This is a genomic window from Streptococcus cristatus ATCC 51100, from assembly GCF_000222765.1.
GTDB classification, from domain to species: domain Bacteria; phylum Bacillota; class Bacilli; order Lactobacillales; family Streptococcaceae; genus Streptococcus; species Streptococcus cristatus.
On the sequence record NZ_AFUE01000007.1, the window covers coordinates 17,769 to 43,496 of the forward strand.

Sequence of the window (25,728 nt, forward strand, 5' to 3'; positions counted from 1 at the left end):
CCTACCCGTTTGGGTAGGAATTTTTTACTCTTTTTGTTCTTTTAGAAAAGCTTTGGCTTCCCTTATCCAGATTGGCAATTGCTTACCTAAAGGTGCAAATCCAATTTTGCAACGATCGTTTGAAAAGCGATGCCGTCTTGGTAAACGATGTTTTTCCTCCTCCAAGGTTCGCATCGATAAGCTGGCCTTACCAGAAAACTCATCATAATCTACTACCTGCACAAGGACCTGATCCCCGATTTTCAAAATATCGTGAATATTGTCAATATAGCCCGTCCGAATCTCAGAAATATGAATGAGACCGATCAGACCGCTTTCTAGTTCGACAAAGGCACCGTAGGGCTGAATTCCAGTAATTTTGCCCTTTAACTTATCTCCGATTTTCATTAGTCTATAACCTCAATCGTCTCAATGACAACATCCTCAAGTGGTTTATCCATTGAAGCTGTCTCAACTGCTGCGATCTTGTCCAGAACTTCATAAGAAGCCTCATCCACTAACTGGCCAAACACAGTATGTCGACGGTCCAAATGCGGTGTCCCACCCTGGCTAGCATAAACTTCAGCGATTGGCTTTGGCCATCCTCCCCGAGTCAATTCCTTGGTTGAATAAGGAAGACTGCTATTTTGGACAATAAAGAACTGACTGCCATTGGTATTTGGTCCAGCATTCGCCATTGATAGAGCACCACGAATATTATAAAGTTCAGGTGAAAACTCGTCTTCAAAGCGTTCACCATAGATGGACTCTCCGCCCATGCCAGTACCCGTCGGATCGCCCCCCTGAATCATAAAATCTTTGATAACTCGATGGAAAATCACTCCGTCATAGTAGCCATCCTTAGATAAGGCAATAAAGTTGGCAACTGTTTTGGGCGCTTGCTCTGGGAAGAGTTGAATCTTCAACTCACCATGGTTTGTCTTGATCTTTGCCACTGGTCCTTCCAGCTCATCAAGATGAAGCTGTGGGAAGGTCAATTCTTTCTCCACCATGCCCAATTGCTCCAAAGCATCAAAAATACCGTCTTCTTCGATCGTTTTTGTGACGAAATCAGCTTTTTCCTGTAGCTCTTCGTCGGAAACTCCCATAGCAATGCTGAGCCCTGCATAGTCAAACAACTCTAAATCATTAAGTCCATCGCCAAAAACTAAGACATTTTCTGGCTTGAAACCGAGATGCTCCACGACCTTGGCAACACCAGATGCCTTTGAACCTTCTTTCAGTACGACATCCGATGAATGCTCATGCCAGCGGACTATACGGAGGGACTTAGCCAAATCCTCTGGCAACTGCAAACTGTCACCTACATCCTCAAAAGTCCACATTTGATAGATTTCATGATCTTGGTAAAAATCAGGATTGACAGCCAGATCCGGATAAATGATATCAATTGCTGACGAAATCATAGGATTGCGAACAGACAAAGCCGCTTCGTGACTGCCTACCAAACCGTACTCAATTCCCACTTCCTTGGTCCAAGAAATATAGGATTCCACGCATTCTTGCGGAATGACCGTTTTTGAAATGACTTCGCCCTTTCTATTTTCAACATAAGCCCCATTCAAGGTAACAAAAAAATCAGGATCCAAGTCACGAATTTCTGGAACGACTCCAAAAATGCCACGACCAGAAGCAATTCCTGTCAGAATTCCCTTTTCTCTCAGCTGCTTAAATACAACTTTGATCGACTCTGGGATGAAGCCCGTTTCCTTGACACGCAAAGTATCATCGATATCAAAGAAAACAATCTTAATCTTTTTCGCCTTATATTTTAATTTTGCCTTCATATTTTCCTCTTTCAATTTAATCTTTTCTATTATATCATTAAAAGTCATCTTGCGGAACAAGGTGATGCTGAAAAGCATAGACAACTGCTTGGGTTCGATCGCTCACTTCCAGTTTGGATAAAATATTGGACACGTGCGTCTTGACCGTTTTCAAGGAGATAAAGAGCTCATCAGCAATCCGCTGGTTTTCATAGCCCTTGGCTAGAAGCCCCAAAATATCCCGCTCCCGCGCTGTCAAATCCTCATGAAGCTCTATATGATTCCGATGGTATTCGACCTTCTTGCTGACTTCTGTTTCAATGGCAAATTCACCCTTTGCAACCTTTCTGACGGCATGGAGAATTTCATCCGCACTAGAAGTTTTCAGCATATAACCACGGGCACCCGCATCCAAGACAGGATAGATTTTTTCATTATCCAGATAGGACGTCAAAATCAAAATCTTTGCCTCTGGCCATTCTTTCAAGATAGCCAAGGTAGCATCAATGCCACTCATCTCTGGCATAACGATATCCATCAAAATCACATCTGGACGGCTTTCCAGAGCCTTTTCGACACCTTCTCTACCATTGGTAGCCTCTGTCACTTCTTCAATATCGTCCTGTAATTCAAAAAAGCTTTTCAAGCCCAATCTGACCATTTGATGGTCATCCACTAGTAATATTCTCATCTTTTTTCCCTTCTAACAATGGAACACTGATTTCGATAGAAACTCCTTTTTTGGGAGCCGTCAGAATCTTCAAGGTGCCAGCCATATCATGCACTCGATCTTCAATGTTTTTCAAACCATAACTCATGTCAGCCAAGCTAGTCGTATCAAAACCGATTCCGTCATCAGAAACCTTGAGTTTGAGTCTATTTGGCGTCTGATAGAGATAGATGTCCAGACGACTGGCCTGAGCATGGCGCAAGGTATTATTGATTATTTCTTGGATAATACGAAAAATATGCTCCTCTATCTGCTTGGGCAGGCTGACCACCTCATGCTTAAACTGGACAGTCAAGTCTGACTTATCTGTCAACTCTTTGATTAATACATTCATGCCCTCTACCAAGGTCCGATTTTCCAACTCTGTCGGCCGTAAATGTAAGAGCAAGATCCGCAAATCTTTTTGCGCTGTCTCTAGAATGTCTGCGATTCCCTTTAACTGCTGCTGGAGATTATCTTTATCGAGACGCTCCACATTCCCAGCGACACCTGAAAGAATCATATTGGCAGCAAATAGCTCCTGACTAACCGTATCATGCAAGTCGCGAGCAATCCGCCTGCGTTCTTTTTCAATAATATTCTCTTCAGCCTGTAAAGCCTGATTCTCAGATTTCTGCAAATTTTCGGTTAGACTATCCAACTTTTCTTTCAAGTGGACGAAAGAATCATCTAATTCTGCCTGCCCGGTTTCTTGTATGCCCCTGCCTTCTAAAATAGCTTTTAAATTCTTTTGAACTTGAGAAAGGGACAGGTGCTGAAGGAAGCGCGCAGCAGCGGCCAAGAGAATAGTTAGTGCTAAGCCCAGAACCAGAACAAAAAAGGCAAAGGACTGGAGCAGTTCCAGATTATTCAGCAGCTTTTGCCATTCTAAATTAAAAAGATTAAAAATGTAATGAAAGATAATCCCTAAAACGAAGAAGGTATAGAGAAAAATAAGCAAATAACTTGTTTTTTTCACTTTCTAACAACCTCCACATTTCCTAAAAAGCTGACCAAGACAATTTTTACCGTTTTGCTGGCTCGCTTATAATCAGGCGTCGTCAGAGAAATCGTTTCATTGCGCAGCTTGCGTGGCGGATGATTTAAAAAATTCAAATCTCCATACAAAGTGTTAATCTGAAGCTGGATTTCCACATCTAAAGGGATGACAATCTTGGTATCCCCAAAGCCCTTACGAATCACGATGACATTATCATGATTGACCACAATGACATCTTCTAAGTGAATGGTGTCCTTTCCCATCATTCTCAAAAGGTTGATATCATGAAACTGGCAGTCATCCTTTGAGAAATGCTGCAAATCCCCCAACCAACGATTTTTTTCAGCCCGAACTTCGGTCGCATCTTCAAAGAAAAGATGGGTCTCTTGATTTTCTTTGTAAAGATAGGGATAGGCCACAATCATGCCGTAAATCAAGGCGAAAAGGACAGCGGCAATAACAAAAGGATTGAGCATGACAATGAAAAAGAAGACAATCATGGTCGCAACCAATAGCGAATTGCCTCTCTGCTTGCCGAAATAATAATATAAAAACAAGAGAAAGAGTAGCATGATGAGAACAACACGCGAAAAATCGGCAGCCAGCATGGTAACCAGCGCCATTGATAATAGAATCGCTTCAACAAAGATGAATAATTGAACTTTCCACATAGCTATTCCCTTCCTTACATGTCTATTGTAACAAAATTAAGCAAAAAAACCTCCGTCTGAGGCATGAAATGGAAAGATTATCCTATCTGACCCAGCAGAACTTCTTGGTTCTAGACTTCTTTGCACTTTTCCTCTAAAAAGCAAAAAATCGCTTCAAATGCTGTTTAAGCAAAACAAACATTTAAAGCGATTTTTAGTTTATTTGTATTGTTCAGACAAGCTTAGAAATGGACTTGTGCTTCCAAGCCAAAATGGTCACTAACGACTGGACCACGTTGCCCATCAAAAACAACAGCAGATCTTTCAACATTGAAATCTTTACTTGTAAAGATATAATCAATTTTTAGAGCGTCTTTGTTTCCTGCCCAGCCAGCGATATCGCCTTCAACCGTTGCTGCACCAATCGTTTGGACAGCCACCTTATGACTATCCTGAAGAGCAAGCGGGCTTTGAAGAATGTGCTGGTAACCCTCGTAATCAACAGGATTGTTAAAATCTCCCATGAGGACAAGAGGAGTCTCAACTTGCAAGAGCTCAGATTCAAACTTAGCCCACTCTCCTTGGAAGCCTTTATCCCACCAAGATAAGTGACAAGAAGCAACCGTGATAAGCCGACCATCGAGTTCCGTTTCTGCCAGCAAGACTTTACGTGTATGATAGTCACTTGGATCATTGACATCAGACACCAGGAGTTCTCTTGCCTTCAGGGGCTTTCTGGAAAGAATTGCAACCCCTTCATTATAAATATCAAACCCAATATGATTATAAGCCCAAGACCAGTAATAGTCCAGACCTGCCTCAGCTAGTTTCTCAACCAGACGTAGGGCATAGTGGTCCTGGTGAATCGGAATGGCGCCATCTACCGCATAATAGAAGGGAGCCTGAACAACCTGTTCAGACTCCACTAATTGATTGACTTCCTGCAGGCAAATGACGTCATATTTTTCTTGGAGAATCCGCTCAGCTAGCTGATTTAGCTTGCTTTCTTGCTCTTCTTCCATCCAACTATGAGTATTTAAAGTCAGGAATTTTGCCATGATTTCTCTTTTCTATCTTACAATTCTACTTTAGCTACAACTGTCTTAGGAGCGACTTTACCGAATTTCTCAACTGCTACTGATTTGATTGCTGGAGCATTTGTGAAGACAACGATAGTGGTTGTTTCACGACCCGCTTCTTTAATAGCCGCCAAATCTGCTGTTACCAAAAGATCACCTGCAGCAACGGTTTGTCCTTCTGCTACATGTACTTCAAAAGGTTTGCCTTCAAGGCTAACAGTATCCAAACCGATATGAACAAGCACTTCAAGACCAGCTTCAGTCAAGAGACCAAGAGCATGTTTTGTAGGGAAGACGCTTGTCACTTTACCAGCTACTGGAGAGTAGATTTTGCCATTTGCTGGTTCAACTGCAAATCCGTCACCCATCATTTTTTGTGAGAAAACTGGATCTTTCACATCTTCCAACTTGATGACTTCACCTTCAGCAACTGTTTCGATTGCTTCTGTCACGCCTTTGTAGCTAACTGCTGCAGCTGCAGACTCAGCTTTTTGACTTGGCAAAGTTTCAGGAATCACTTCTCCTGAATCCAACAAGTCTTGAATATCAGATTTAAGAACGTCAGCTTTTGGTCCGTAGATTGCTTGAACACCTTGACCTTTCATAACCAAGCCCATAGCGCCTTCAGCTTTCCATTCTTCTTCAGAACCAACTTTTGTTGCGTCCTTAACAGTCACACGGAGACGTGTCATACATGCATCAACATCAACGATATTAGCACGGCCACCTAGAAGATTGATAACATTAACGGCTTGAGAAGCTGCAGCAACTTTACCATTACCAGATTCTGATGAAGAAGCTGCATCTGAACCTTCTGCTGTTTCATAGTTACCGTTACGTCCTGGAGTTGCATAGTTGAATTTTTGAATCATGAAGTTCGCAATGAAGTACATGATTACTGCAAAGAGAACTGTTACCCAGATAAAGTTAATGATATCCATACCCAAACCAGCATTGATAGCCATTGGAGTACGAGTCAAGAATTCGATAGACCCGAATGAGTGCACACGAAGGTTAACAATGTCCGCCATAGCAAAGGCAGCACCTTGTACAAATGAATAAATCAAGTAAAGTGGAGTTGCCACGAACATGAACATGTATTCGATTGGTTCAGTAACCCCTGTCAAGAAGGTTGCCAAAGCAGTCGCAATCATCATACCTTTGTATTGATGTTTCTTGTCAGCATCAACATTGCGGTAAATAGCTGCGGCAACACCCATAAGGATACCAAATGAACCGATCATTTGTCCAACTTTGAAGCGGGCTGGATGGAATGTGTCAAGCAAATATTGGTACTTAGTAGGATCAGCTGTCTTAGTACCAACCAAGTCATTTACCCAAGCCAACCAGAGTGGATCTTGACCAAATACTTGAGTACCTTTAGCAGCACCAGTCAATACTTCATAAGTACCACCAAGTTGTGTGTAGTTCATTGGGATCGTCAACATGTGGTGCAAACCGAATGGAAGCAAGAGACGTTCCAAAGTACCGTACAAGAACGGTGCCAAGATTGGAGCAGTATCTTGTGAGTTAGCAATCCAAATACCAAAGTTGTTGATACCTGTTTGAACAACTGGCCATACAAATGACAAAACAATTGCTACGATTACTGAACGCAAGATAACAACGAACGGTACAAAACGCTTACCATTGAAGAATGACAAAGCATCTGGCAATTTACGGAAGTTGTAGTATTTGTTATAAGCTGTTGCTCCGACAAAACCAGCGATAATTCCGACGAAAACCCCCATATTCAAAGCAGGAGACTCAAGGACACTGATAAAGTAATCAGAAACCTTGATGCTTCCTCCTAAGAGAGTGCTAACCACTGCTTTAGAATCTTTCAGCATATCGCTTGATACACCGAACATAACCCCAGTGATACGGTTAATCAAAATGAAGGATAAACCTGCCGCAAAGGCACCGCCAGCACGTTCTTTCGCCCAGCTACCTCCAATAGCGAGAGCAAAGAGGATATGCAGGTTTCCGATAATCCCCCAACCAATTTGTTCTAAAACGCCACCAGTAGTCACTAGAAAACCTAGTTCAGGGTTGATCATCGGAATTGACTTACCAATACTGATCATCAAACCTGCTGCGGGCATAACCGCAATAACCACCATCAAAGCTTTACCGAATTTTTGCCAAAATTCAAAGCTAAAAATGTTTTTGAATGAATCTTTCATCATCCAGACCTCCTTATATTTTCACAAACCACCCCTTGATGAAATCGTTTGCATTGAATAATACTATTATACCACTATTTTTAATTTTGTAAAGGCTTTTATAAAAATTATTTTGGGACTTTTTCCTATATTTAGTGGAATAATATATAGAATAAGATAAAATTTTAGTGTGCAAGCGATTGCGTATGTTTCCATAAATTTGCTGAAATAATAATAAAAAAAGCCGAGAAACATTCAATTCCATGTTTCTACAGCTTCTTTTTTATTTATATTCTTTTTTATAACGGTCCACTTCTGCCTTATTAGCCCAGACATAGTGTCCGGGACGAATCTCAACCATACTAGGTTGATCCACTGAGTAGTCATGCTGCTCTGGATCGTAAACCTTTAAGACCTTTTTGCGTTCCAGAATTGGGTCTGGAATCGGCACAGCAGACAAAAGGGACTGCGTATACGGGTGGATTGGGTTGTTAAACAACTCTTCTGTCTCTGCAACCTCAACGATAACCCCTTTATAGATAACAGCAATTCGATCTGAAATAAAGCGAACTACCGATAGGTCGTGGGCGATAAAGAGATAGGTCAAGCCAAGTTCTTTTTGGAATTTTTTCAAAAGGTTCAAGACTTGTGCACGTACAGAAACATCCAAGGCAGAGATTGGCTCATCCGCAATGACGAAATCTGGCTCCATCACCAAGGCACGAGCAATCCCAATCCGCTGACGTTGACCTCCAGAAAATTCATGAGGATAGCGTGTCAAATGCTCAGCTAAAAGACCAACTTCACGAATGATATTCTTAACCTTTTGCTGACGGTCTTCTTCATTCTCAAAAAGATGATAGTTATAAAGACCTTCTGAAATGATATAGTCAACCGTAGCACGCTCATTCAAGCTGGCAGCTGGGTCTTGGAAAATCATCTGAATCTTACGGATCAGTTCAGCTTCATCAGCTTTCGATTGCTTCCCGTTGATTTTTTTGCCTTCGTATAAGATGTCACCTGCACTGGTATCATTCAAGCCGATGATAGCACGGCCGATGGTTGTCTTACCAGAACCAGATTCACCTACTAGGGAAAAAGTTTCTCCTTTATTGATAAAGAAATTTGCATTTTTAACAGCTACAAATTTCTTACTTCCTTCGCCGAAGGAAATTTCTAAATCTTTAATTTCAACTAATTTTTCAGTCATTTCCTTCCTCCTAAGCTTCTAAGTGATTGAAGCCCATTTTTGAACGAATTTTATCATGAAGGTTTTCGATAATAGCCGGCTTCTCAACTCTTGGTGCATCTTCGTGCAAGAGCCAGGTCTTAGCCCAGTGAGTATCGGAAACCTGAAAGGCAGGAGCTTTTTCTTCGAAATCGATAGCCATTGCATAGTCCGAACGAAGTGCAAAAGCATCCCCTTTAATGCTAGTATATAGCGACGGTGGTGTACCTGGAATCGAGTAAAGTTCACCATTTGCTTCAGCTAACTGCGGCAAGCTAGACAGCAGGCTCCATGTATATGGATGTTTTGGATCGTAGAAGATTTCCTCAACTGTTCCATATTCAACGATTTCACCAGCATACATAACTGCCACTTTATCAGCAATACTTGCTACAACACCAAGGTCGTGGGTGATAAAGACAGTCGTGAAATGATATTCTGCCTGCAATGACTTGAGCAAGTCAATAATTTGGGCTTGAATCGTCACATCGAGGGCAGTTGTTGGCTCATCACAGATCAGAATATCTGGACGGCAAGCCAAGGCGATCGCGATAACAATCCGTTGACGCATCCCACCAGAATATTGGAAGGGATACTCTTCAAAACGTTTTTCAGCGTCTGGAATTCCAACTTTAGTCATGTAGTCGATTGCCATTTCTTTGGCTTCTTTACTTGTTTTTCCTTGGTGTTTGATGATAACTTCGGTAATTTGACTTCCGATTGTATTAATCGGATCTAGACTAGTCATGGGATCTTGGAAAATAGTCGCAATTTTAGCACCACGAATGGGTTCCCAGTCCTTGTTGCTCTTTAGGGCCGTCAAATCAGTTCCTCGGTAATCAATCGTTCCTTGCGCTACACGGCCATTTTCTTCCAACATTCCAGTAAATGTTTTTGTCAAAACAGATTTACCAGAGCCAGATTCTCCAACCAGAGCTAGAACTTCACCTTCAACTAGGTCAAGGGAAACGCCTCGAATGGCGGTCAATACTCTGTCACGAACGTCAAATTCCACGACAATATCGCGAGCAGTCAATATTACATTTTTATTTTTTGTCATATTTACTCCTATCTATGTGTCCGTGGATCACTTGCATCGGCTAAGTTTTGACCAACTACGAAGAAGGACAGGGATACCAAGATCAGGGTTGTCAATGGAATCCAGAAAAGGTAAGCGTTGGTTGTTACGTTTTGTGAATAGTCGGAAATCAAGCGTCCCAAACTTGGTACTGTTACAGGAAGACCAAGTCCAAAGAAGGATAGGAATGCCTCGTAAGAGATAAAGTTTGGAAGCATTTGAGAAGTTGTCGTCACGATAACAGATACCAACTGGGGCATGATATTCTTGGTCACAATCTTATATGTCGGTGTTCCCAAGGTACGCGATGCCAAGTTATACTCCAAATCACGATAACGCATAATTTGAATACGGATCGTATAAGCAATCCCTACCCAGCCAGTGATGGTCATGGCAAAGATCAAGTTCCAGAAACCAGCACCGATAGAGTAAGTCAAGACAATGACAATCAAGAGGGCTGGAATATTTGAAATGATATTGTAGACTTCCATCATGACACGGTCAACCGCTTTGGAAATTCCCCAGATAGCACCAATAATAATTCCGATAATCAGGTTAATGAGTGTTGCAATAATGGAAATCAAGATAGAATTCCGCGCACCAAACCAAACACCGTCAAACAACGATTTACCATTACTGTCTGTACCAAACCAGTGTTCAGCATTTGGTTTGATATAACGCATACTAAAGTCATTTACCTTGCTGACATCATTGAAATCGAAATTTGAGAACATTGGATAAATGAAACTCATCAAAACGATGGCAACCAGAATTCCTAACATGATCGTCGTTGATTTCTTTTTCAAGAACTGGCGCATAACGGAGCGCCAGTATGAATACGCCGGAGCATCAATCGTTTCAGAGGCAAAATCGTCACGTTTGACAAATTGGAATTTACTTTTATCAATTGTAGCCATTATTTACCTCCTTTAGATGTTAATTTAATACGTGGATCAAGCATTACCATCAAGATATCACCTACCAAGAGGGCAAAGATTGAAAGACAGGTGAAAATAAACACAAGGCCAACCACCATTGAGTTATTAGACGCCCTCACAGAGTCAATCAACATTTTACCCATACCAGGGAAGGCAAAGACTGTTTCTGTCAGAGTCGCACCTGCAATGACACCAACGATAGAAGCTGGAATATTAGTTACCAATGGTACCATGGCATTTTTGAAAATATGCTTGTTAGAAATTTCTTTCTCTGAAAGACCTTTAGCACGAGCAAAGCGAACAAAGTCTTGAGATTGCAAGTCGATCATAAAACGACGAATCCAAACTGCTGTCACAGGTGCGCTCAGAAGTCCAAGAATCAGAGATGGCAAAACATAGGAACGCCAGTCGCCTGCTCCCAAAATTGGGAAGGAATCTGGAAGACCAATAGCTGAACCAGCCAAACGAACAATATAGACAAGAGCGATAGTTGGCAGTGACATCATGAAGGTCAAGACACCTGTTGAAATACTATCAAACCAAGTATTTTTCAAACGAGCCATATAAGAACCAAGCGGAACAGCAATCAAATAAGAAAGCGCCACACCAATCAGACCAATAATAGATGAGCTGACAATCATCGATGGGTTTTGATAGTTATTCTTGGTTGCAGTGTAAGCATCTCCCTTGCCATATTTAGCAATATCTTGAGAGTCTGCCTTACTTGGAGTCTTATAGGTACGAGAATAAATATCTACAGCAGAAGTTTTCTTACCTGTTGGGAATTGAACTTCTGATGATTTTGTTTGTCCTTGTCCTTGGGAAATAACTTGCAATACAGGCGTATTCGCATAAGTAGGATAAGAATTTCCTAGGTTCAAACTAACAAAGTTTTGGTGAACAAATGGGAATTGGCCATTGAAATATAGAAGATATTTATGACGAGTACCAGAACCTACGACTGACCAACCAATGGCCGGGTCATTTTCGATACGGATATAGCGCTTAAGATTTGGATTTTCCTCATCTTGAATCACATTTGGATGATCAATCTGAATCAGATTAGCATAGAACTCAAGTACACGCTCGTAAACTGGAACTTCACGAACAGCATAGAATTCTTTGCTTTCTTTGAATTGATACAATTTCCAACCTTTACCAAGTTTTTCAACATAGGCTTCGTAGATCTTTTTATTTTCATCGGTTGCCTCAGTAGTTACAGATTTATTTTCCTTCTTGGCTTTTTCCTGCAACTCTTTTGTATCATAATAATCAATATAACCCATCCGCTCATAGACTGTATTTTCATAGTTTGTCTTTTTATCTTCGGTTGTGGCTATCTTATTGTAGTTCGGGTCTTGTTTGAAAATCAATCTTCTCGGAACCATTGTATAAATAATGGTATAGGTCAAGGTCGTTACCAAGAAAATCGACACAATTGAGCGTAAAATACGCATAAAAATGTATTTCTTCATTTATCGTTTCCTTTAAATTTCAAAAGAACTTTCTCTCGTTATTAGAGAAAGTTCTAGTGAACGATTTATTCTACATGACTTTCGAGATCTTTTTGTGCTTTCGCATTTGACTCTTCTTTTTCTTTCAGCCATTTCTTACGAGCTGCTTCGTAGTCTTTCTTCGTTACTACTTCATCTTTCACTTTAATACGTTTGAAGTAAGTAGAAGATGTCTTATTACCAGTTTGAGCATAAGAACCTGAGAATGGCTCGATACGTGAGATAAATGGTGCTGCACCAGGGTTTGCCATCAATGGGACAACAAGAGAGCTATCTGTCAACCAAGCCTGAGCTGCTGCATATTTTTCGTAACGAGTAACAACATCTGAAGTTTCTTTACCAGCTTCATCTACCAAGCGGTCATATTCATCTAGACCAACTTGCTTAGCGGCAGCATTGTCTGCTCCCTCAAAACCAAGGTAAGTCTTTGTAGTTTCAGTTGATGTAGTTTTCAAAATATCCAAATAAGTTGATGGATCTTGATAGTCAGGGTTCCAACCAACAGCTGTTGAGATATCCCAGTCTTCGCCAGCAGCATTTGGTGCATAGTAAGTAATGTTGTAAAGATCATCTTCTGACATTTGTTGAATATCTACAACAACATTCTCAGTTCCCAAAGTCTTTTCAACAGATTGCTTAAGCGATTGCGCGCGGTTAACCATTGGCTTAGCAGTCTGAGCAACTGGGAGATCCAGATGAATTGGGAATTCTACTCCGTCAGCTTGTAGAGCCGCTTTTGCTTTGGCAAACTCTGCTTTTGCTTTCTCAGCATTAAAGAGGCCATCTTGACCGTCCTCAAGTTTAACACCTTTCCATTCGTCACCCAATGCAGCAACTTTCTCTTCTACAACGTCACCAAAAGATTTATCACCGGCTTGAACAAAAGTTGGTGGTACATAAGTATTACGGACAGCGTAAGGAGCACCCTCTTTACCATTGATCTGTGCTGAGTATGATGTACGGTCGATAGCAAAGTTCAAGGCTTGACGGAAGTCTTTGTTCAGAATCGCTTTCTTAGTAGCAGACTTCTGAGCATCTGTTGTTTTGCTTGTATGGTTGTAACTTTGACGATCAATATTGACACCCATAACAGCTACACCAGCACTTGGCGGTGTGAAAAAGATATTATCCTTGAAGTCTTTTTCTACTCCAGCATAGTTTGAGCTGGTAGGGTAGAGACGAGCTACTGTGTAGGCGCCGTCTTTAAAGTTACGAGCAAGGGCATCTTGGTCTTGTCCATCAAAGTAAGACAACTTAATTGTGTCAACATGAACATTTTCCTTATCCCAGTAGTTTTCATTCTTTTGATACTCAACAGCAGACTTAGCAGTGATAGACTTCATCAAGAATGGTCCATTGTAAAGGATAGAAGATGGGTCAGTAGATTGACCAAATTTGTCCCCTTGTTTCTTAAGGAATTCAGCATTAACTGGCCAAAGAACTTGTGAAGTTGTTTTTGAATTCCACTGTGGTTCAGGTTGGTTCAAAGTATATTGGAGCGTGTGGTCGTCAACTGCTTTGACACCAACAGTAGAGAAATCAGTTGTTTTACCATTTACGTAGTCATCCAAGCCTTTTACAGAATGTTGAACAAGGTAAAGGGCTTCAGATTTCTTGTCGGCAGCATGCTTGAGGCCAGTCACAAAGTCCTGAGCTGTCACATCACCATATTCTTCACCTTCTGAAGTGTACCATTTAGCGTCTTTACGGATTTTATAGGTATAAGTCAAACCATCTTTAGAAACAGTCCAAGACTCTGCAATAGACGGTACAAAATTACCATATTGGTCATTTTCCAACAAACCGTCCACACCGTTAGTCACGAGGTCAGCTGTTGAAGCCTTACCAGATGTCACATAGTCCAATGTTTCTGGTTCAGCAGTATAGACATAATTGTAAGCTTTTGCTGCGCTGTTTCCTTTTGATGAACCAGAACAAGCAGCTAAAACACCTACTGAAAGAAGGCTAACCCCAGCTAAAGCTAATACTTTGCTTTTTTTCATACGAATTCTCCAATTTTGTTTTTTAGGTTTACTTAGGATTATAGCACAAGAAAGGAAAAAAGTAAACTAAATTTTCTGAATATTATGGTAGACATGCAATAACTCTACTCTATTACTCGTGTTCATTTTCTACTGCTATTCTAAGAAAAACTTAGCAAGTCTAAAGACTTATTTAATAGAAGGGTAGTATAGTCCGGATCATCCTTGAGTTCTTTTATGGAACTTTGAACCAGCTCTAAATCATCTGTAATCATCCCATCCACTCCTAAACGAAAAGATTTGACGATACTATCCTCATCATTAATGGTCCAATCATAGAGACGTTTGTCGGATTGCCAGAGTTTATTGACAAAATTTTCATCCAAGGTTGAATACTCCATGGTGTAGCCAGAAGCCTTGGTTCGTGGAAAGATTGTATTATAAGGTAGGATAAAGAAACTGGGGATAGAGGAGTCATAATTAACAACCTGATCGATAACTTGGTAGTCCAAAGACTGAATCTGGTGTTGATAAACCTTGATTTTGGCACCATACTTGCTCAAAAATCGCTCCATCATATCCTTGGAGTCTTTCTTGCTGGTCTTGATTTCTATCAAGAGGCGCTGACCGAGTTGATTGGCACGAGTAAAGTAATCGTCAAAGCTAGAAATCTTAGCCCGATAGCCATTTTCTGAAATCTCTAGCGAAGTTAATTCGGCCAAGGTTAGGTCTTGAGGTTGGGCATCAAGGCCTGCCAACTGCTTCAGGTTTGCATCGTGCATCATGACAAATTGCCCATCCTTGGTTTCCTGCACATCCATTTCTACTAGATCAGGCTTGAGCAAGGCTGTTTTTTCTAGCGCTTCTACGGTATTTTGGATTCCATTTTCCCTCGAAACCCCTCTATGGGAAATCGTAATCGGAACGTTCTCCAAAGGGAAATTTAGATAGACATAGCCTTCTAATGCGAAGCTTGAGCTGGCAATAGTCAGAACAAACCAACGCATTAGAGATAGGCCTCTTTTCGTTGGATAGTCATTTAAGGTACGATCTGTCAAGAAGGAGACAAATTTGAGAAGGAAATAGGACAACATAGCATAGTAGGCAAACTTAATCAGGACAAAAGCTACAATACCGCTAAAGAGGACAACCTCATTTGGTTGAGTGTTCGCGTATCGCTGTCCCAGTATAGCTGGAGCTGAGAGAAAAGTATAAAGCAGAAAGCTTTTGATAATAATCCAAAAAAGATGCCTAGTGTAAAAGAAAAGGCGGTTCTTAGTCTTGGCCAAACTAAAGCGAATTGCCTGAGGAACTGTGGCGTGCTCAAAAAAGAGCTGTGGTAGGGCAAACATTAGTCGCACTGCCACTAGAAGCATGCCGACCACAAGAAGTCCCATGAAAACAGCGAACACAATATTATTTGCCAAATAGGTGACAATAAAATCCGGAACCAAAATTTTATTGAGATAGTATATTTTCAAAATTTGACGCAAAAAGGGAAAAAGAAAGCCCATATAAAGTACGATAAAGAGCATTTTCCCTGGGCATGCCTTCTTGACAATAGCAAAACTATCCCTGAATGTTTTTCCAAGAAAAGCGAATACCGGTCGATTTTCTTTATCCAAGAGATTGCGAATCCCCATGAAAATCATGCCGCTCTGGAAATAGGCTACAAAGAGATTGACCACAACGAGGACTAGAAAACCCAGACCGACCAGCCAATTAGAGCTGAGGACTGCCCAGACATTGTTGTAAGACAAGAAGAGATAACCTGTCTGTTTGAGCAGGTATTCTGCTGCATAGGAATTAAAGGGAATCCAAGCATACTCCATTATCATAAAGGCCATGAAAAAGAGAACTAGGATCTTGTCTAAGTTATGATAAAAGCGCTTAAAGCTAAGTTTTTCTGGTTTCATCTTATTCTTCTTTCAGAAATTTGTGCGAAAAAGGGAAAGGCAAACTCTAACGAAGACTGAATGGCTCCTGAAAATCTGCGTTTGGCAGTTTCTCTGCCTTATCTCTACTCTTTCTTTGAAAAATAAATCCCAGCTTTTCAACTGAGATTTTCTTTCTTATTTACCAAATAAACGGGCGAAAAATCCTTTGTTTTCCTGCTTTTGCACCTTCTCCTTGGCTTCATCCAGTTCCAAAAGAAGGGTTTCCCGCTCGCTCATAGCCTTGGCTGTCAACTGCTGCTGTTGGTCTAGCTGCTTATCTTTTTCAGCAATCTGCACGTCCTTGACACGGAGTTGTTCGTCTTTCTTAGCCAGCTGGTTATCTTTCGCCTTGAGTTGCTCATAAAGGCGCAAAATCTCAGCATTTTTTTCATCCACTAAGATTTCCATCAACTCGCGCTGTTTGACTTCTTCGCTGACTGGCTCATCTTCAAAAATGGTCTTTTTATAAATTTCTTCTAGCTTAATCAGGCCACTGCGGGTCACGACTGTGACCCCTTTTTCATTTTTTTCTGTATCTTCTGGCGGCAGAGCCTTGACACGATTATTGATTGCCTGACGGCTGACTCCTAAAATCTCGGCCAGCTCGCTGACTGTCTTTTCAATTGCCATAATTTCCTCTGAAACTTTTTCTAGATATAGTTACCTAAATCTTATCATATCAAGGCTTAACTGTCAAATAAAGCTAGGAAAGTGAAGCAATACATTGCTCCACTTTCCTAGCTTTCTATAGTTCAACTTGAAAAATTTCCAAACTCTGCATTTCTTCTTCTGTCAAGCGTCGCCATTGCCCCAGTTCCAGACTTGGGTCTAGCTGCAGAGGCCCCATAGACAAGCGCTGAAGGTCGGTGACTTCCTTCCCACATGCTAAAACCATCCGCTTCACCTGATGAAACTTACCTTCTGAAAGGGTGATACGGACCAGACTGGTCTTCGCTCCTTCATCTCTTTCGAGAATTTCGAGCTGGGCAGGCTGACAAGTGAAGTCTTTAAGCTCGATTCCTTGAGCAAAACGCTCAACATCTGCCTGATCCATCAGACCGGCAACCTGAGCTTGATAAACCTTAGCCACATGGCGCTTAGGGGACAGCATAGCATGCGATAGCTGACCATTATTGGTCAAAAGCAGAAGCCCATGTGTGTCTACATCTAACCGCCCCACAGGAAATACTTCTTTTTGACGGGCAGTATCGTCCAATAAATCTAAGACGGTTTTATGTCGGTCATCTTCAGTGGCGGAAATGACACCCTTGGGTTTATTTAAGAGGTAGTAGACAAACTTTTCATATACCAGGGTCTGACCATCCACCACAATCTGATCCGACCGCTCATTAATCTGTGTCTTGGCCGACGTGACCGCTGCCCCATTGACCCAGACTTGACCTTTTTTCAATAGTTGCTTGACTTGACTGCGCGAGCCAAGCCCACTTTCTACTAGAAATTTATCCAGACGCATACTCTTCTCCTAAGCAGACTTTTTCTTGAGAATTCCGAATGCCAGCACTGCCATTAAAACCATCAGACTTCCCAAAACGCCAAAAATAAAGGAAGCTTGGCTTGAAAATTGACTAATCAAAGACAAGAAAAAGGTTGTAGCAGTCGCTCCAGCACTGCAGCCTAAAATCACAATCGAGGTTGCTTGATTCAAGGATTTGCTAGGGATTCTCTCAGAAAGAATATGGAAAATCGCTGTCAGACTGACACTATAAACAAAGCCAGAAGCGATGGTAACCACACTCAAGAGCAAGAGATTTGGTGCCAAACCAATCATGATCGCAGTAAGGCCAAAGGCCACTCCTGCAACCGTCAATAAATTTTCCTTGAAATAATGAAGAAGAGGTGCAAAGGACAAGCCTGCGGCAATACCAATCAACTGCATGGTTGAAAGAATCAAACCTGCTGTCTGAACACTGCCCATACCAGACTTTTCAACCAGTCCGGGCACGCGCACGTTGATGACCACATTCGTCAAGACAATCACCGCTGCTACTAGGGCTAGGCCGATTGTCAAAAACCACTGTGCAGCTGTCAAGCCCTTGCCTTCCTGATGAGCCTCATGATGCTTCTCCTCCTTGCCATAAGGCACAAAGAGCAGGTAGAGGGCTAGAACGATCAACCCCGACGCATAGACCAAGAAAGAGATTTCCCAGCCAAAGCGAAGCAACTGGCTCACTCCAAGCGTCAGGAGGGCTGTCCCAACAACTTCAGCCGATCCACGTAGACCAAGGGTCTGAATGCGTTCCTTGCCCTCATAGCGCTCGCTGATAATCGAGATAGCTTTAGCGTTGAGCAAACCAACTCCCATACCAAAGATCAGACGCGAGGCAAAAATCACCCAATATTCCTTATTAAAGAGAGGAACAAAGCCGCAAAGAGAGAAAATCAAGAGCCCCGTCACAATCATCTTTCGTTCCGATAAATATTTCTCCACTAGGCCATTTAAAACTAGCATGAGCATAATCCCAGCCGATGGGAGAGAAACCAACAATTCAATCCAACTTTCTGGCAAGTCTTTATAATAAGCAAACATAGCCGATTGGGCACTGGAAATCGAAAAGGAGGTCGTCAACACCAAAGAAAGTGAGAGAATACTCACTTTTTCCATAAACTTTTTCATTCTATTTTCCTTTAAAAATCACACTCATTCTATCATACAGCTTTTTAGAAAAAGACGCAATCATCTTTTCTTAAAAATTCAGCCATTAAAAAGAATATTCTTTCGAAAAATTTCTCCTCTGACAAAAGGACAAGCCCTTTCTTTATTTCTGGCGGGATTTGTGTTATGATGAAAGAAAGAAAAAGGAGAGAATCATGTCTGTTAGTGAAAAAAAATCGGTTATGGATAAATTAACCAAAGCAGCTCATTTGATTGATATGAGCGATATTATTCGTGAGGGAAATCCTACCTTGCGTGCGGTGGCTGAGGAAGTCAGCTTTCCCTTATCTGATCAGGAAATCATTTTAGGTGAAAAAATGATGCAGTTCTTGAAACATTCTCAAGATCCTGTCATGGCGGAAAAAATGGGGCTTCGTGGCGGAGTCGGTCTAGCAGCTCCCCAGCTGGATATTTCTAAACGAATCATCGCTGTTCTGGTGCCAAATCTGGAGGACGAAGAAGGAAATCCACCTAAAGAAGCCTACTCCCTAGCTCAGGTCATGTATAACCCTAAAGTTGTTGCCCACTCTGTGCAAGATGCTGCTCTAGCTGATGGAGAAGGCTGCCTTTCTGTTGACCGAGAGGTGCCAGGCTATGTTGTGCGCCATGCACGAGTGACCGTGGATTACTTTGACAAGGACGGTCAAAAACACCGCATCAAACTCAAAGGCTACAATTCTATCGTGGTTCAACACGAGATTGACCACATCAACGGCATCATGTTTTACGATCGTATCAATGAAAAAGATCCATTTGCAGTGAAAGACGGCATGCTGGTGCTGGAATAAACGACCTTATATTTCAATCAAAAATACCTAGACATAGAGCGTCTAGGTATTTCTTTTACACTATTCTAAGTGCCTCGATCCCAGAAAAGAGCCAAGAGGATCACAGCGCCCAAGACTGAGGGAAGAATGGCTGTGTCCGCTAGCATCGGTCCCCAGTGGCCAAAAAGCAATTGCCCAAGCCATGAACCAAACCAGCCCAAGAGGATTTTTCCGATACAGCCCATACGTTCCCCGCGGCTGGTAATAGCCCCAGCCATGAGACCAATAATAAAACCGACAAACATACTACCAATCATATAGGATCCTTCTTTCTATGTTTCTAAGAATTCTTTTCAAGAAGCAGGTGGGAGCTGCCAGATTAAAAGTGCCCGTCAAAATAACTTGAAATCTTAGATTGCCCAGTCTCCATTTCTGAAGATAGGAACTCGTGTTCCATCCTCACGGATACCATCGATATCCATCTGGTTAGAGCCAATCATAAAGTCCACGTGAACATCTGAACGGTTGAGGCCTGCAGCTTCAAGCTCTTCTTCGCTCATCTCTGCTCCACCAACAACGCTGGTCGCATAGGCTGCACCGATAGCCAAGTGGTTTGAAGCATTTTCATCAAAAAGGGTATTGAAGAAGGTAATGCCTGACTGGGAAATTGGGCTTGGATCTGGTACCAAGGCACATTCGCCCAAGGCACGCGCACCCGCATTTTCAAAGACAAGGTCTTTCATGACCTGATCACCCTTCTCGGCTGAAATATCCACGATTTGTCCATCCTTAAAGGTTACCTTAATGCCTTCGATGATATTTCCGTTATAGCTAAGCGGTTTTGTAGAAGTGACATAACCATCTGCCCTACGGAAGTCAGGCGCTGTGAAGACTTCTTCTGTCGGCATATTTGGCAAGAATCCTTCTCCCTGTGCATTGACAGCACCAGCTGATTCCCAAACGTGGTTCTTTGGCAAACCAAGTGTCAAATCTGTCCCTGGCGCTGTGTAATGAAGGGCTGAAAATTGCTCCTTATTAAGCATATCTGCCTTGCTCTTAAGAATGGCAGCGTGTTCTTCCCAAGCCTTAACAGGATCGTCTTCGTAGACACGGCAAGTTTTGAAGATTTGGTCCCAAAGGAGGTCCACTGCTTCTTCATCGCTCGCAGCATTTGGGAAGACTTTTTTAGCCCACTCAAGTCCAGCAGCGGCTGCTACAGTCCAGCTAACCTTGTTGGATTGAGTTGCGATGCGCATTGGCTTCATAGCAAGTCCCATCGCTTTAGCAGAAGCTGAAAGCTTGTCAGCGTCCACACCGTTCAAGGCCCCCGGATCAGATGAACGAACGCCCAAGCGGCTGGCTTTGTTCTCCAAGAGATAGTTCATCTCAGCAATCTTATATTCTGGCACATTGTCCAAACGATCCATTGGTGCATGGAGGAATTTCTCACGGTTGATCACATCATCTGTCCACTGAACGATAACCTCATGCGCACCCAAGGCATAAGCTTCTTTCACGATCAAATGTGCCAATTCACGCTGCTCCACATCAATATTGAGCGCTACCGTGTGACCTGGCTGCACATTGATACCATTGGCAACCAATAGTTTAGCGTATTTTTCTAAGTTTTCTTTAAAATTTGGCAGAACCATCTGCTTCTCCTTTTCTTTCGTTATTTCTCTTTAAACAGGGACAGCAGACTCACCGCTGCCACCGTACCGCAAATCAAAGCGGTCATTTTCAAAATCGTATCTGGGTCAAACTCCAGCTGGTAATCAAACACCTTTTGCGCAGGCTTATCCTGAGCGGAAATAGTCAATTTCATAAAAACCTCTTTCTATATTTTAGAAAAACTCATCAAACAAACTCAACTGGTTATCCTCTGGCATATTGCCCAGAATGCCCATGTCGTCCATTTTTTCGACTAGGGTGCTAGAGAGGCCGCCACGTTTGCGGAGCTCTGTCTTAGAAAGGAATTCACCTTCTTCCCGCGCTCTAACTAATTGGCGGGCAACGTTATCACCCAGACCGTCCATGGTAGAGAAAGGCGGGATAAGGGTATCTCCTTCGATGAGAAACTCGGTCGCGTGGCTCTTGTAAAGATCTAGCTTGCCGAATTTAAAGCCTCGCTCCAGCATTTCATTGACGATTTCCAGAGTCGTATAAAGGTCAATTTCTACATTGGAGGCTTCATTGTTCTTGCGCTTTTCAGCGATTTCGCTCATCCGGCGCTTGACGGCATCGAGTCCACCACTCATGGTCTTGATATCAAAGGCTTTAGCTCGGATAGAGAAGTAGGCACAGTAGTAATAAATCGGATGATGCACCTTGAAATAGGCCACCCGCAGGGCCATCATAACATAGGCTGCCGCATGAGCCTTGGGGAACATGTACTTAATCTTTCCACAGGACTCGATGTACCATTCTGGCACATTGTTTTCCTTCATAGCTGCGATGTAGCCATTGCGCTCTTCTTCAGAAATCTTCAGCCAGAGGCCCTTCCGCACGCGCTCCATGATCGTAAAGGCCATCTTAGGATCCAAGCCCTTGTGCATGAGGTAAACCATGATGTCGTCCCGACAGCCGATAACGGTGGACAGGTCGGCAATCCCTTGCTTGATCAAGTCCTGGGCATTGCCTAGCCAAACGTCCGTACCATGAGAGAGACCAGATAGCTGTAAGAGCTCGGCAAAGGTGGTCGGATGGGTCTCGTCAACCATGCCCCGTACAAAGTTGGTCCCAAACTCCGGAATCCCCAACATACCAGTCGGCGTGCCGATTTGCTCCTCAGTCACACCCAAAATGTCTGTTCCAGAAAAGAGGGCCATGACGCCAGCATCATCCATAGGAATGTCATTAGGATCAATGCCTGACAAGTCCTGAAGCTTCCGAATCATGGTCGGATCATCGTGTCCCAGAACGTCTAGCTTGAGGACATTTTCATCGATATCGTGGAAGTTGAAGTGGGTGGTCTGCCACTCGGCCGTCACATCGTCAGCTGGATATTGGACCGGTGTAAAGTCATAAACATCCATGTAGTTGGGGATAACAACAATTCCGCCCGGGTGTTGTCCGGTCGTCCGCTTGACTCCGGCAGCTCCCTGCGCCAGACGCTCAACTTCTGCATCCCGGTAGAACTTCCCGTAGTCGCGCTCGTAGCCCTTGACAAATCCATAGGCCGTCTTAGCGGCAACGGTACCAACGGTTCCAGCCCGAAAGGCATACTCCTCACCAAAGATATCCCGCACGTCCAAGTGGGCGCTCGGCTGATCCTCTCCGGAGAAGTTCAAGTCAATATCGGGTACCTTGTCCCCGTCAAATCCAAGGAAGGTCTCAAATGGAATATCCTGACCGTTCTTGCTCAGCTTGTGGCCACATTCTGGACAGTTCTTATCCGGCATATCAAAGCCAGAACCATAGGAGCCGTCCGTGATGAACTCGCTGTATTGGCATTTGCCACAGACATAGTGGGGCGACAAAGGATTAACCTCAGTAATCCCAATCATGGTCGCAACAAAGCTAGATCCGACAGACCCCCGCGAACCTACTAGATAGCCCCGCTCATTGGAGCGCTGCACCAGCATCTGCGAAGCCAGATAAATCACGGCAAAACCATTCCCCAAGATGGAGGTCAGCTCTTTTTCGATCCGCAAGTCCACGATATCTGGCAGCGGATTGCCATAAATCTCAAAAGCTTTTTGATAGGTCAGTTCGGCAACTGTCTCCTCGGCCTTGTCAATGAAAGGCGTATAGAGGTCGCCCTTGACTACCTCTACCGGCTCAAAGGTCTCCGCCAGCTGATTCGGATTGGTGATGACTAACTTCTTAGCTAAGTCCTCGCCCAAGAAGGCAAATTCGTCCAGCATCTCATTGGTGGTCCGGAAGTGAGCCTTAGGAAGCGGAGCCGGCTGGGCATTTTCACCGTGACCAATAGTCCGGTTAATCATGGCTCCCTGACCGAGGCTGCGTACGATAATCTCACGGTAGATTTCTTCTTCCGGCTCGATATAGTGGACGTTCCCCGTCGCAAGGACAGGCTTGCCCAAGCGTTCTCCGACCTCAATCAGATTGCGAATAATGGTCTGCAACTCTTCCTGGTCCTTGATCTGCTCCTTGGCAATCAGTGGCTCATAGATAGCTGGTGGCATGACCTCGATAAAGTCATAATATTTGGCTACTTCGACAGCTGCATCCACCCCCTGAGAGACAACGGCGTCATAGACTTCACCTTCTGAACAGGCTGAGCCTAAAATCAGTCCTTCACGATGGGCATCCAGCACGGTCCGTGGAATCCGAGGGACACCTTCGAAATACTTGGTATTGGACAGACTGACTAACTTGAAAATATTCTTGAGCCCCGTCTGATTTTTCACATAAATGGTCGCATGTTTGACCCGAGCTTTCTTGTAAGAATTCTCATCGACCAGATCCGTATTCAAATCCTTAAGGTTGGTCACACCATGCTTTTCAGCCACATCCTTGATAAAGATAAAGAGGAGGCGGCCAGTAGCTTCCGCGTCATAGTTGGCCATGTGGTGGTGCTCCAGAGCAATCTGGAAACGCTTGGTCAAAGGCCCCAGACCATGCCGCTTGTACTCTGGATAGAGGTTGCGGGCAAATTCCAGCGTGTCAATGACTGGCTGGGTAATTTGGGGCAGGCCATGCCGCTCATAGTTGACATTCATAAAGCCTACGTCAAAGGTAGCATTATGGGCAACGAGGACGCTGTCCTGGCAAAATTCCTGAAATTCTTTCAGCACCTGCTCCAGTGGTTTGGCATTGCGGACATGCTCATCCGTAATCCCGGTCAAGTCCGTCGTAAAGGCCGAAAGAGGATGACCAGGATTGATAAACTCATCAAACTCAGCGATGATATTGCCCTTGTGCATCTTGCTGGCAGCAACTTGAATCAAGTCATTGTAGACAGCCGAAAGCCCTGTTGTCTCCACGTCAAAGACAACATAGGTCGCATCGCTCAGCTCCATGTCCACTTCATTGTAGACGATGGGCACCCGGTCTTCTACAATATTGGCCTCCATACCGTAAATCAGCTGAATACCAGCCTTCTTTGCAGCCTTGTAGCCATGGGGAAAGCTCTGCACATTGCTATGGTCGGTAATGGCGACAGCCTTGTGGCCCCACTTAGCCGCTGTTGCAACGATTTCCTCTACCTCAGGCAGGGCATCCATAGTAGACATATTGGTATGAGCGTGAAATTCAACCCGCTTCTGACCCTCAGGCATCAGATCCTTGCGCTCATAGTGGGTAACTTCCTGGACATCCTGCACATTCATGGTCAGGTCGCGGGTGAAGTTGTTCATCTCCACATTTCCCCGCACGCGCAGCCAGGCGCCTTTCTTAATCATGTCAAACTTCTTGGCTTCTTCTTCGTTTTTCATCCATTTTTGCAAGGAGAAGCTGGAAGTGTAGTCTGTCATTTTGAAGTTAAGCAAGACTCGGCCGGTCCGAGTGACCTTCTGCTCCAAGTCAAAGACCATTCCCTCGAAGACCAGACGGTTTTCCTCAGTCTGAACTTCGATCATAGGAGTAATCTCTGCCTTGTCCAGATTTGGTTTAGCCGCAGCCTTGCGAGCTTGGAAATCATAAGTCGGTTTTTCTTCTAGCGGTGGGGCCATCTGTTGCAGAGATTCCATGGCTTTGAGCGCTTCTTCATTGGCCGCCTGAACAATCTTGTCATTCTCAGCCTGAAAATTCTCCGCTTGCTGCTGGGTCAGCTCATCGCTGTGCTGAACCTGACAGGTCAGATGTGGAAAGCCGTACTTGACCAGCTGACGACTGAGATTGGGCAGGTGATTCTTACGAAAATGCTCCGTATCAATGGTCGAAGCTCCCTCAATCAGCAGCTTGTAACCATCTAGATGAACCCGCAAATCCTGATACAGACTCTTAAAGCCATGACTGGCACAAGGCCCCTCCTCAAAGGCCTGCTGGTAATAAGCCTGCAAGAGTTCATCCGATACATGAGGATTCTGACAATGAATTTCAAAAATAGCTTGATTGCCTGTCTTTGAAAACTCTTGAGCTAAGCGCTTCTGCAATTCCCGAAAAATCTCAATGGGCAGGATATTCGCAAAAGAAAAATGAAACTCCCAGACCCGACTGACCTTATGGACCAGAACTTTCTCAATTTCAGCATTCAAAAAGGCCTCTGAATTTCTCATTTCCAGTGGCATATCCAGTTGATGCATTAAAATTTCAAACTTGTTTGACATGACATTTC

21 protein-coding genes are annotated in these 25,728 nt (G+C 43.3%); 1 reads left to right on the top strand and 20 read right to left on the bottom strand.

Annotated features, from left to right (window positions below; translation table 11 throughout):
* Positions 1-24: 24 nt before the first annotated feature.
* The 16 genes from HMPREF9960_RS05595 to HMPREF9960_RS05670 form a co-directional block, all read right to left on the bottom strand.
* Positions 25-387, bottom strand: a complete 363-nt coding sequence (locus HMPREF9960_RS05595) for a S1 RNA-binding domain-containing protein (protein WP_005591890.1) — start codon at positions 385-387, stop codon at positions 25-27.
* The gene (locus HMPREF9960_RS05600) at positions 387-1,787 is read right to left on the bottom strand and encodes a bifunctional Cof-type HAD-IIB family hydrolase/peptidylprolyl isomerase (protein WP_037586248.1); all 1,401 of its coding nucleotides are present in this window, start codon (positions 1,785-1,787) and stop codon (positions 387-389) included. Before HMPREF9960_RS05600 ends, HMPREF9960_RS05595 begins: the two co-directional genes overlap by 1 nt.
* A 37-nt stretch (positions 1,788-1,824) precedes the next feature.
* The gene (locus HMPREF9960_RS05605) at positions 1,825-2,457 is read right to left on the bottom strand and encodes a response regulator transcription factor (RefSeq protein ID WP_005591888.1); all 633 of its coding nucleotides are present in this window, start codon (positions 2,455-2,457) and stop codon (positions 1,825-1,827) included.
* Positions 2,435-3,454 carry an envelope stress sensor histidine kinase LiaS gene (locus HMPREF9960_RS05610; protein ID WP_005591887.1) on the bottom strand — a complete coding sequence of 340 codons (1,020 nt, stop codon included), beginning with the start codon at positions 3,452-3,454 and terminating at the stop codon, positions 2,435-2,437. Before HMPREF9960_RS05610 ends, HMPREF9960_RS05605 begins: the two co-directional genes overlap by 23 nt.
* Entirely contained in the window at positions 3,451-4,146 is a 696-nt protein-coding gene (gene liaF / locus HMPREF9960_RS05615; RefSeq protein WP_005591886.1) for a cell wall-active antibiotics response protein LiaF, read from the bottom strand. Before liaF ends, HMPREF9960_RS05610 begins: the two co-directional genes overlap by 4 nt.
* A gap of 221 nt (positions 4,147-4,367) precedes the next feature.
* On the bottom strand, positions 4,368-5,183 hold the full coding sequence (locus HMPREF9960_RS05620; protein WP_005591885.1) for an endonuclease/exonuclease/phosphatase family protein: 816 nt from the start codon (positions 5,181-5,183) through the stop codon (positions 4,368-4,370).
* Between the two features lie 17 nt (positions 5,184-5,200).
* Positions 5,201-7,393, bottom strand: a complete 2,193-nt coding sequence (locus HMPREF9960_RS05625; RefSeq protein WP_005591884.1) for a PTS transporter subunit IIBC — start codon at positions 7,391-7,393, stop codon at positions 5,201-5,203.
* A gap of 259 nt (positions 7,394-7,652) precedes the next feature.
* Positions 7,653-8,579 (bottom strand): ATP-binding cassette domain-containing protein, encoded by a 927-nt coding sequence (locus tag HMPREF9960_RS05630; protein ID WP_005591882.1) that lies wholly within the window; start codon positions 8,577-8,579, stop codon positions 7,653-7,655.
* A 10-nt stretch (positions 8,580-8,589) separates the two neighbouring features.
* Complete coding sequence (locus HMPREF9960_RS05635; RefSeq protein ID WP_005591881.1) at positions 8,590-9,657, bottom strand: ABC transporter ATP-binding protein; 1,068 nt, start codon at positions 9,655-9,657, stop codon at positions 8,590-8,592.
* 8 nt (positions 9,658-9,665) lie between these two features.
* Positions 9,666-10,592 (bottom strand): oligopeptide ABC transporter permease OppC, encoded by a 927-nt coding sequence (gene oppC / locus HMPREF9960_RS05640; RefSeq protein WP_005591880.1) that lies wholly within the window; start codon positions 10,590-10,592, stop codon positions 9,666-9,668.
* Entirely contained in the window at positions 10,592-12,088 is a 1,497-nt protein-coding gene (locus tag HMPREF9960_RS05645; protein WP_005591879.1) for an ABC transporter permease, read from the bottom strand. Before HMPREF9960_RS05645 ends, oppC begins: the two co-directional genes overlap by 1 nt.
* A gap of 65 nt (positions 12,089-12,153) precedes the next feature.
* Complete coding sequence (locus HMPREF9960_RS05650) at positions 12,154-14,130, bottom strand: peptide ABC transporter substrate-binding protein (RefSeq protein ID WP_005591878.1); 1,977 nt, start codon at positions 14,128-14,130, stop codon at positions 12,154-12,156.
* 140 nt (positions 14,131-14,270) lie between these two features.
* Positions 14,271-16,025 carry a glycerophosphodiester phosphodiesterase gene (locus HMPREF9960_RS05655; RefSeq protein WP_005591877.1) on the bottom strand — a complete coding sequence of 585 codons (1,755 nt, stop codon included), beginning with the start codon at positions 16,023-16,025 and terminating at the stop codon, positions 14,271-14,273.
* A gap of 156 nt (positions 16,026-16,181) precedes the next feature.
* The gene (locus tag HMPREF9960_RS05660) at positions 16,182-16,676 is read right to left on the bottom strand and encodes a DUF536 domain-containing protein (protein ID WP_005591876.1); all 495 of its coding nucleotides are present in this window, start codon (positions 16,674-16,676) and stop codon (positions 16,182-16,184) included.
* Between the two features lie 115 nt (positions 16,677-16,791).
* Positions 16,792-17,520, bottom strand: coding sequence for a pseudouridine synthase (locus tag HMPREF9960_RS05665; RefSeq protein WP_005591875.1), 729 nt, complete (start codon positions 17,518-17,520; stop codon positions 16,792-16,794).
* Positions 17,521-17,529: 9 nt separating this feature from the next.
* The gene (locus HMPREF9960_RS05670; protein WP_005591874.1) at positions 17,530-18,681 is read right to left on the bottom strand and encodes an MFS transporter; all 1,152 of its coding nucleotides are present in this window, start codon (positions 18,679-18,681) and stop codon (positions 17,530-17,532) included.
* A 194-nt stretch (positions 18,682-18,875) separates the two neighbouring features.
* On the opposite strand from HMPREF9960_RS05670, the gene def reads away from it, so the two are divergent.
* Complete coding sequence (def, locus tag HMPREF9960_RS05675; RefSeq protein ID WP_005591873.1) at positions 18,876-19,508, top strand: peptide deformylase; 633 nt, start codon at positions 18,876-18,878, stop codon at positions 19,506-19,508.
* Positions 19,509-19,573: 65 nt separating this feature from the next.
* Here the strand turns inward: def and HMPREF9960_RS05680 are convergent, their stop codons facing one another.
* The 4 genes from HMPREF9960_RS05680 to HMPREF9960_RS05695 form a co-directional block, all read right to left on the bottom strand.
* Positions 19,574-19,804 (bottom strand): GlsB/YeaQ/YmgE family stress response membrane protein, encoded by a 231-nt coding sequence (locus HMPREF9960_RS05680; protein ID WP_005591872.1) that lies wholly within the window; start codon positions 19,802-19,804, stop codon positions 19,574-19,576.
* 93 nt (positions 19,805-19,897) lie between these two features.
* Positions 19,898-21,139: an aminopeptidase gene (locus tag HMPREF9960_RS05685; protein ID WP_005591871.1), complete on the bottom strand. Its 1,242-nt coding sequence runs from the start codon at positions 21,137-21,139 to the stop codon at positions 19,898-19,900.
* A gap of 20 nt (positions 21,140-21,159) precedes the next feature.
* On the bottom strand, positions 21,160-21,312 hold the full coding sequence (locus tag HMPREF9960_RS10660) for a hypothetical protein (RefSeq protein ID WP_005591870.1): 153 nt from the start codon (positions 21,310-21,312) through the stop codon (positions 21,160-21,162).
* Between the two features lie 19 nt (positions 21,313-21,331).
* Positions 21,332-25,720, bottom strand: coding sequence for a PolC-type DNA polymerase III (locus HMPREF9960_RS05695; RefSeq protein WP_005591869.1), 4,389 nt, complete (start codon positions 25,718-25,720; stop codon positions 21,332-21,334).
* Positions 25,721-25,728 lie beyond the last annotated feature (8 nt).